Raw genomic sequence first — 9,108 nt, 5'->3', positions numbered from 1 at the left:
TCATGCTCTTTGATGGCGCGGATGATTTGTTCTTCGGTAAAACGTTTCTTCATTGTGAGTTCTCCATCCCGGTAGGTTAACTGGAAATCTCACCGGGGTCATGGTGCTAATTGCGGGGGAAAGGTCAGAGCCATCCATGGCCCTCGGCCCTGCGGGCCGTCTTCGCTACGCTGCGACGCCCAAAATGGCTGTCCTGCCATTTTGTGAACCGGAGGGCTCGAATCACAACCATCCCTCCGCCAGACTAAAAAGGCCACCCGTTTGGGGGGGGCTTTTACGTGTGGCGGTGCTGGCAGTCAGCAGCTAGCTAGTCTCCAGGCCATATCAGGGTATTTTTCCCTGTAAATTATCGATTTACAGGGAAATAATTGGATTTTGATAATTATTAGAGCGCTTAACCCCCTGAATGCCACTGATAGTGCGGCTTTTCCTAAAATTTATCTGTTTTATAACAGGGAATTTTCCTTCCCTGTTATTGGTTGTTAAAGACCAGTTTCAGGGATATTGAAAATCTATATAAACTGATTTCGCAGGTATCTACTGCTATTTACTTATATTGCCGTTGTTAATACTTTGGCATATAGTCTTTCCCCCTTCATGAGCAGTAACCCCGCAGTTAGTACAGAATGTATGCAGGACAAGCGCAGATTAATAGACGGTCAAACCGATATGTCTAAGGCTGTAGAACCTTTGGAGCAGTATGCCCGTGATTATGGTAACGCTCTGAAGCGGTACTTCCAGCGGCGTGGTGCGTCTCCGGAACAGGCAGAGGATCTGGCCCAAGACGTGTTCACAAGGCTTGCTGCCAGTTCGAGGAAGGGCGAAATTGACAATCCAGAAGCCTATCTGATGCGAACTGCATCTAATGTCTGGGTTGATGTGTTGCGCAAAAAAGAGTCCCGCGGCGACAAATTTCATGTGGAATACGAAGATTCTGTTCATTCCCCCGAAGTTTTCTCGCCGGAGAACGTCTTAGGAAGTAGGGATGAACTTAATTGCCTGCTTCGTGCTTTGGATGAGTTAGCTGTAGAGACTCGCCAAATCTATTTGCTGTGCCGAGTAGATGGCATGAAAAGGAAGGACGTCGGGAAACGAATGGGTATCTCAGAGAGTGCAGTTGACAGGCATTTGATGAAGGCGGCTAAAAAGATCAGTCAGGTATTCGGTGAGCGAAATGAGTGACGGGTATCGAAAAGAGCTCGAAGATAGCGTCAACGATATAGCTGCATATTGGCTAGTGCGCTTGTCGTCTGATGATTGCACGCCTACAGACCGTCTTGAGTTTGAAGCCTGGAAAGCGAAGAGCCCAGCCAATGAGCGGGCTTTCAATCTCATGCAACTGCATAACAGTATGGCGGATCGCCTGTCTGGCGATGCAGCAATACAAGATATGCTTAAACAGGCTCGCACGGATACGCAGCTCAGCTGGTGGCGTAGAAAAAACGTTCGAATAGCTGCAGTAGCAGCCTCGCTGGTTGCGGCAGTAAGTGTTTGGAATGCATCAACATTTATTGGAGGTGAGCTGCCAGGTGAGCCTGTGGTCGCTTCTATTGAGGCTTACGAAACAGTAGTGGGCGAGCGTTCTGCCGTGACCCTTTCTGATGGCTCGGTAGTCACTTTGAACACCGACTCTCGTATAGAAATCGACTATTCCGAGCAGAAGCGCAGGATAAACCTTATCCGTGGGCAGGGATACTTCGATGTGGCTAAGGATTTCAGCCGTCCATTTTCCGTGATCGCCAGTGGCAAAGAAGTGTTGGCGCTGGGAACTGTTTTTGATGTACGAATTCGTGATGAAAACCTGGTTCAGGTTACTCTGGTAGAAGGCAGTGTAGAAGTTGGTGATATACCTCCAGTGTCTCTGCAGCCCGAAATCCCTGCGGCAAGAAAGGTTCGTTTAAAGGCTGGCGAACGCTTGGTTGCTGAATTAGGCAAAATTCCTGAAGTTGAAACCACCGATACTGATGTAGAAACCAGCTGGCGCACCGGAAGGTTGGTTTTTAATGAAAAAGGGCTTGTTGAAGCCATTGAAGAGATAAACCGCTACAGCACGCAGAAGCTGGTACTCGGTGATGATCAGCGCCTTAGAGCAATCAAGGTTAGTGGCGTGTTCAGTGCGGGCAGAACGTCAACCTTTGTCAATGCGCTAGAGGTTCTGCATCCAGTCACAATCAGTCGATCTGGCTCTAATGAATCCACTCTTGTTTGGCGTGAGTAAATCAAATTCCCTGTCACGCCTACTTTCGCATTAATTTGTCTATTCAATAGCTGAGACTATCTGCCTCTAGCTGCAATTCTCGATTGTAAGTCTGCCTGTCACTCAGGCGGTTCTTGTCCTGTATTCTCACAGTTTTTCTGCGTTTGCCGTCCCTGGTGATTCATTCTCACCTATGCTTTTAAAAAAAGTTTTACATTTATGCGAAGGATTTTCTTCAGCTTACGTCTTAGTAACTGTGACGAATCTCTTTGAGACCAGTCGAGTGCTTTTTACAGCACATGTAAACTAAAAAACTAGATGGGGTGGGAAAAGATGAAGAAAACCAAACTAGCCAAAGCAGTGATTGCTGCCAGTTGTGCAGCGGCTACTTTGTACCACGGGTCGGTATTTGCTCAAGATTCAAAAAAAATTGAATTTGATATTGAAGCGCAAAACCTGGCTACAGCACTGAACGATTATGGGCTGCAGAGCGGTGCAGAGGTTTTGTTTGCAAGCTCAGAGCTTAAAGGTAAATCCACAAAGGGCTTTGAGGGGGTTTACACAAAAGAACAAGCGATTGAACTATTGCTCAGTGAGGCTGGTATCGAGTATCGCTTTATTAAGGATGGAACCCTCGTAGTTGGCAAATCCTATGCCGCGACTCTTGAAGAAGAGTCAAAATCAACTTCTGGCGCCGAAAGTAACGAATCATCAAAGGGCGACGATAAAAACATCAATAATATAAATGCCTTGCGCGATAAAGAGGTTTACAAAAAAGAAGAAGAAAGCGCCAAAGAAAGGCGTGGTCTAACCGAAATTGTAGTGACGGGTACCCGTAATGTGGGCGTGCGCCGCTTTGACGATGATGCCCAGCCATACACCATTTTTACAGCTGAAGATATCCAGTCTTCGATGGCCTCAAATCTGGAAGATTTTTTCCGTACTCGCCTGACGCAAAACACATCTCAGGGCTCGCGCCAGCAGTTTACCTCATTCGGTGACCTGGGTACTCCAATTGGTAACGCCAGTGAAATTAATCTTCGAGGCCTTGGTGCTGATCAGACTTTGATACTTGTCAATGGTCGTCGAGCTCCTCGTATCAACTTTGGCTCAGAGTTTCAGCAAGCAGATGTCAACGGGATTCCACTGAGTTCAATCGAGCGCATTGAGATATTGCCTTCAACAGCTTCCGGTATCTATGGAGGTGGAGCTACAGGCGGTGTAATCAACATCATTACTCGCAGAGACTATGTGGGTGGCGAAATCCAGGTCGAATACAACGACACCTTTCAAGGCAACTTGGGTGATCAGAGAATTGGTGGAAGTTACGGTTTTTCCTTGGAAGATGGAAAAACCAACGTATTGATATCTGCCAGTATGTCTGAATCTAATGAACTTCTTAGAGGGGACCGCCCATTTGCGGAACAAAGCTTTGCATTGGCACTGGAAAATGACCCTGACGCAGTATTTGGTAGCTTTTTTCCCTTTCAAGGCGCAACAACGAATATTCGCTCCTTGGCAGGGGATTTAACTCTACTTGATGGAACTCCATTAGGTAGCACTATGACATTTGTGCCCTTTGGCTACGAAGGGGTAGGGTCTGATGGTGGGCAGGGTCTGATAGATAATGCTGGCCAATTTAATACACAACCTTCTCAGGATTTTGAAGGGTTGGGCAGACCTTTAGTTCAGTCCCCAAAAACCGAGAGTATTTCATTGTCGGTGCGTCGTGAGTTTACGCCTGACATTGAGGTGTTTTTAGATGCTACTTTTAATAGCAATGAAGGACAGGATCGAAACTTTGCTGTACCGACTACTCAGCTAATTTTCGCTGGTAGTCCGGGTAATCCATTTCAACAAACTGTAGCCGTCAGCTACCCAGCAATTGGGCCGGTATTTGATAGTGAAGCGACTAACGATAGCTTACAACTTGTCGGTGGAACGACAATCAATCTACCAAATGATTGGCATCTGACGGCTGATTACAATTGGAGCCGTGCATCTACTGAATCTATCGGAACCTTTGTCGGTTTCAACCTGGGCCAGGTCACAGCTGCTGTTAGAGATGGTTCCTTGGATGTGTTCAGAGATACCACCGCTTTTCCTCTGGATCTTTCGCAGTTTGCGTATTTGTCTCCAAACTCGTTCATTGGGCCTAGAGATACCACATTAAAGAATGCGGCTGTGAGGGTATCTGGCCCAGCGTGGGATCTGCCCGCTGGTGCTATCAATGTTTCAGCGTTGATTGAAACTCGGGATGAAACAATGGAGGGGTCATTTACTGATTCCATTAATTTTACCTCACTTCCTCCTGGAGAGCTTTCCACAAGATTTACCCCAGAGCGTGGCCAATCGACAGACAGTGTCTACTTGGAAGCACTGTTTCCGTTGATTTCCAGTAAGAACAGCATTCCAGGTGTTCAAGAGCTGGACTTTCAACTCTCGGCTCGCTATGACTCCTATGAAACTGAATCGCCTTCCGCATTTGACTCCATACAGGTTGATTCTCGAAATGATGTCGTTGATCCGGTAGATACAGTAACAAATGAATTTTCATCAACGGACTTTACGGCAGGTATTCGATACGTAATCAATAATAATATTCTCCTGCGCGCAAGCTACGGAACTGGTTTTCTGCCCCCCTCGGTTAGCCAAATATTTCCTATAGAAACCCCCAGTGGTTTCTTTGGTGGATTTGATCCCAAAAGGGGAGGTCAGTTTTCCAGTGCTTTCATTCCAGTACGTTCAGCGGGGAACCCCGATCTTGTTGCTGAAGAATCGGATAGCTGGTCTGCGGGGATTATTCTTACACCTGAGTTCTTGCCTAACTTCAGGCTGTCAGTGGATTACACACTGATTGATAAAACCAATGAAGTTCGTGGAATCACCGGTGCTCAGCTTCTGGAGCTGGAAGACAGCTTCCCGGGACGAGTAGTGCGCGCGGAGTTAACACCTGAAGATATAGCCGCTGGATTTACGGGAGGGCAGATTCTTTCTGTGGATCGCTCAGCTATTAACCTTGCTGAATCTTCATCTGAGTCGGTAGATATTCGCCTGGATCAAGATATTAATACTGAAAACTTTGGTGATTTTCGAGTCTATCTCGCAGCCACCTATGTTGCCCATCTTGAATCACAAATTGCACCAGAAGATGAAACGCTGGATTCCGTTGGTTTTGATCGCGGAGCTTTGGAGTGGAGAGGTAACGGTGGCGTAACCTGGGACAGCCCCCTCAGAGATTGGTCATTAGGTTGGAATTTCCAGTATTACGATGATTACTTTGTGTATAGCAGCGGAACTTCTGATTTTGGAATTGATACTCAGGTGCGCTTGCATGGCACAGACACCATAAATTCGGAGGTATACCACGACCTGAATGCGGTATACCGGTTCGTAGGATTGGAAGACGTTGCGGGCGGCCTGTTTGATGGTATGGAGGTTCGCTTTGGTATTCAAAATGTTTTTGACAAGGTGCCGGCTATTCGGCCATCAACCTCGCCAAGTGCTGGTGATTTTAGTGCTTTTGGTGATGTTCGTTTGCGTCGCTATACCCTGACTTTTAGAAAAAGTTTTTAAAAGCCGTCTTGTTAATAGCTGATCAGCTATCCGAATAGAGGCTAATAGTTGACTAAATTCGATAGTTGATTGGCTACTAACTCATTCAAATAACAGATAAATAGCTGGGCATTCCTGAACACCATTCAGGGTGCCCACATTTTTTCATGAAAGAAGAATATGTTTGATTTTATGGCCAGGAGCGATAGTAACTCTAAACCTATGTGCTTAGGTGGGATGTTTTTATTCCTGGTGTTTGTGCTGTCTTTGATGCCGATAACTCTATCAGCAGAGACCAATGTTCAGAAATCTAAAACAGCCATTATTGATGCAGAGCTTAAAATCATTGACGGAAAGATGGTTGTGGCTCTTGAACTGGTCAGTCGATCTCACTCACAGTTCTTAAGTTTCTTTATTGAGCCAGATAAAGACCATGCTCTCTCTGTTCACCCTCAAGTTATCCAATTTATGGGTCTTCAGAGAGGTGAAAGCGAAGTCAATTTGGTTGCCGTCAACGGAGGTCGTGCACCGATAAGTGTTAATGATGTTGGCGTATTTCCAGATGATGATGCCTTGCGTCGAGCCTCGGAGCTGTTCAGTGCTGAATTGGCTGATGTTATTTTGGCCGGCTCGCTGGGCAGAAAGTTTCTGGACAATTATTTGCTGGAAATAAACATCAATGAAGGGAGTATAAAGCTCTATTCTCCGGAATCTATTGGTAAAGATACTGAATTTTTAGGGGATACTATATTCGTAGGAAACAAAGACAAGAATGGAGTCTTATCTTTTCCGTATAAAAACAACAATCAAACGGGAATGTTTAAGTTGGCTGGAGATTACAGTACGACCATTGCAGTCAATGGCAGCGTTAATGTCCCTGAATCAGTCTATCTTGAAGAAGCAAAAAAGTATGGAGAAAAGATAGTTAATGTTGTTGATTATGCGGCAATACGTAAGGCGCATATCTCTATAGACAACTTCGAAAGCGAAAAAAGTGGTTTCGCTGATGAGGTGAAGGCGGAGAGAAGTTTACAAATGTTGAAGCTGGGAGTCAGCTTTATAAAAAACTTCCGTGTCGTTATTGATTATAAAAACTATCGTTTAGGCCTTACTAAGGTCATTTCCCCAGAATCATCAAAAATACTGGAAGATCAAAAGTTCTACCGGGCAGAAGCTGCCAAGTCTCCAGGTCAAATTGTCGAATTTCTAGAAAAGCATTCTGATAACCAGCACGCTGAAGAAGCCTCACAGATGTTGTTGGAATGGCGCATATCTAACCAGGCTGGTGAGGCTGAAATGGTTGAAGCGGCCAAATGGGTTCGCGATACCGCTCCGGAAAAAGGCCGTGGCAAGTACATGATGGATCTGGTCGAACGTATGAGAAATGAGCGGGCAGACGATTACCGACTCGCTCTCGCTATCGGTGAAATGGGTCTTTCTGTAGTCAGGCAAGATGGTGATCCCGGTAACCTGTACCGCCTTCACAATTTGTTAGGCGAAACCCGATTGCAGAATGACGATGTTCAAGGGGCCTGGCGTCACTTTTTGTCGGCAGCATTCGGCATGAGCCGCAATCCTGAAATTAATCTTAATCTAGGCCTGGTTTACGAGAAGAAGGGTCGCATAAGGCGTGCCTACTCACGTTATCGCCGTGCTTTGGATCTTCACACCTATAACCTTGAAAACAGGATTGTCGATTCGGTCATGAATGAGAAAGATGTTGCTGCTGCCTATTTTGGGTTAATTCGGCTTGAGACTGAGCTGGGTGAAGATGATCCGCTGCTCAACGACTTATGAGGGTGCTGAAAATGGTTGAAAAGAGTGAGACTGACTCAGCGCGTGCGCGGACAAAATCCTATCTTGATGATGTAGTAGAGCAGGCTGGGAAAGCCCTTAGAGGCTGGATGTTGTATCAATCAGCTAACAGGGCTGTTGAGCGTGCGTTGCCGCTGCTTATGATTGCTCCTGCAATGATATTAATTGGCCAGCTACTTTTTCTTGATTCTAAAAGTTGGTCCCTGAATATTGGCTGGGTGATTGCTCTTTCGGTAGGTGCTGCACTGACCTATTTCATTGCGTATCTTCTTTTGGTGGCAGTGAAAATGAAAACTCCACGCCAGATAGCCCTGTCTCTTTATGATCAACAATTGAGCTTGAAAGACCGGCTGACAACTGCTGATCAGTTTTTGGCTGACAACAATAGAGGATACTTTTACTCGGCAGCCATTGAAGATGCCACAGAATTCGCCAAGTTAGCTGTTAGCTCCGAAATTCGAAAAATCAAAAGTAGTATCAACCCTGTCAGGCCAAAAGCCTTTCTGTATATACCGGCCAGCCTGTTATTGATCCTGGTTTCTGCGTCTATAGACCACTTGGGTGATTTGTCGTGGAAATCAGACGCTATTGACCCAACTGATATTTCTTTGTCCTCGTCAACTCTGAGTAACCCTGACTCGGAGCATCATCAGAGCGACAATGCTGACCCAGGCTCTGAGAATTTAAATTCGGAAGCAGGCATTACGCAGGCATCTGATTCTGAATTGCCTATTGCTCAGATTCCTCAAGAGCAATTTGAGAGTACCAACTCATCGGGAACAATGAAAAGTGCCCTGCCTAATAACAGTAGTGCAGGAGCAGGGGGAAGTTCTGAAGGATCTCCTGTTGCATCAGGGGAGCCAAAAAGCTCGCCTGATTCACCTGGCAAACAATTAGCCAGTGCCGCGAAGTCAAACCCAAGCAACTCAAGTATGAAGAGCGCAGAGAAGGGCGCTTCCCTGGGAGGTGCCATGTCGTCATCTGCGGGAAGAAATATGGATATGCCTGGCGTTGATGAACAAACAAGTCAATCTGATTCCCCGGAGAGCCAACAGAACAGTCAACAAGAAAACGAAGAGGAAAATGAACTGCAGGAAGCATTTGCATCGGCCAAACCGAACCGGCACCTGCGAAAGCCGCCTACCAGTAGAAGCCTGGGGTTTAGCGCACCTTCTGGAAAGACAGATGAGGGCAGTAATGGCCGGGGAGGAAAGAGCGGACTTAAAAAAACTCGTGGTGTGCCCTCGATGATCCTGGGAGTGCCTTTGCCAGATCGTGTTAACGGCGTGCGAAGTCCAGGGTTTTCCAAGACCATGCAGGAAAAAGTTTCTCCGAAGACTAAATCGATGCCTGAGGTTGTCTCTCAAGCTCGGCAGTCAAGAAGTAGCTCTGTGGGCGATATGTTGCAGCACCAACCAACGGCAGAGATCAAGAATTTGCTGAAAGCCTATTTTATGTCCCTCAGAGAGCAAGATAACGCTGAACAAAACGATTGATGCCTGGCGCTTTGTTTGAATGAATTTGTATAGATTTTAATGAAA

General features: G+C 46.2%; 5 protein-coding genes. All 5 read left to right on the top strand.

Annotated elements, in window-relative coordinates:
• The first annotated feature begins 630 nt into the window (after positions 1 to 630).
• The 5 genes from QSV34_RS12455 to QSV34_RS12435 all read left to right on the top strand — a co-directional run bounded on the left by QSV34_RS12455 (position 631) and on the right by QSV34_RS12435 (position 9,063).
• On the top strand, positions 631 to 1,182 hold the full coding sequence (locus QSV34_RS12455; RefSeq protein WP_289155171.1) for an RNA polymerase sigma factor: 552 nt from the start codon (positions 631 to 633) through the stop codon (positions 1,180 to 1,182).
• Positions 1,175 to 2,218: a FecR family protein gene (locus QSV34_RS12450; protein ID WP_289155169.1), complete on the top strand. Its 1,044-nt coding sequence runs from the start codon at positions 1,175 to 1,177 to the stop codon at positions 2,216 to 2,218. Before QSV34_RS12455 ends, QSV34_RS12450 begins: the two co-directional genes overlap by 8 nt.
• A 312-nt stretch (positions 2,219 to 2,530) precedes the next feature.
• A complete protein-coding gene (locus tag QSV34_RS12445) occupies positions 2,531 to 5,773 on the top strand; it encodes a TonB-dependent receptor (RefSeq protein WP_289155167.1) in 3,243 nt (1,080 codons plus the stop codon).
• 159 nt (positions 5,774 to 5,932) lie between these two features.
• On the top strand, positions 5,933 to 7,549 hold the full coding sequence (locus tag QSV34_RS12440) for a tetratricopeptide repeat protein (RefSeq protein ID WP_289155165.1): 1,617 nt from the start codon (positions 5,933 to 5,935) through the stop codon (positions 7,547 to 7,549).
• A gap of 11 nt (positions 7,550 to 7,560) precedes the next feature.
• The gene (locus QSV34_RS12435) at positions 7,561 to 9,063 is read left to right on the top strand and encodes a hypothetical protein (RefSeq protein WP_289155164.1); all 1,503 of its coding nucleotides are present in this window, start codon (positions 7,561 to 7,563) and stop codon (positions 9,061 to 9,063) included.
• Positions 9,064 to 9,108 lie beyond the last annotated feature (45 nt).

The organism is Porticoccus sp. W117, assembly GCF_030341905.1.
GTDB lineage: Bacteria > Pseudomonadota > Gammaproteobacteria > Pseudomonadales > Porticoccaceae > SCSIO-12696.
This window is presented reverse-complemented; position numbering and strand designations above follow the sequence as displayed.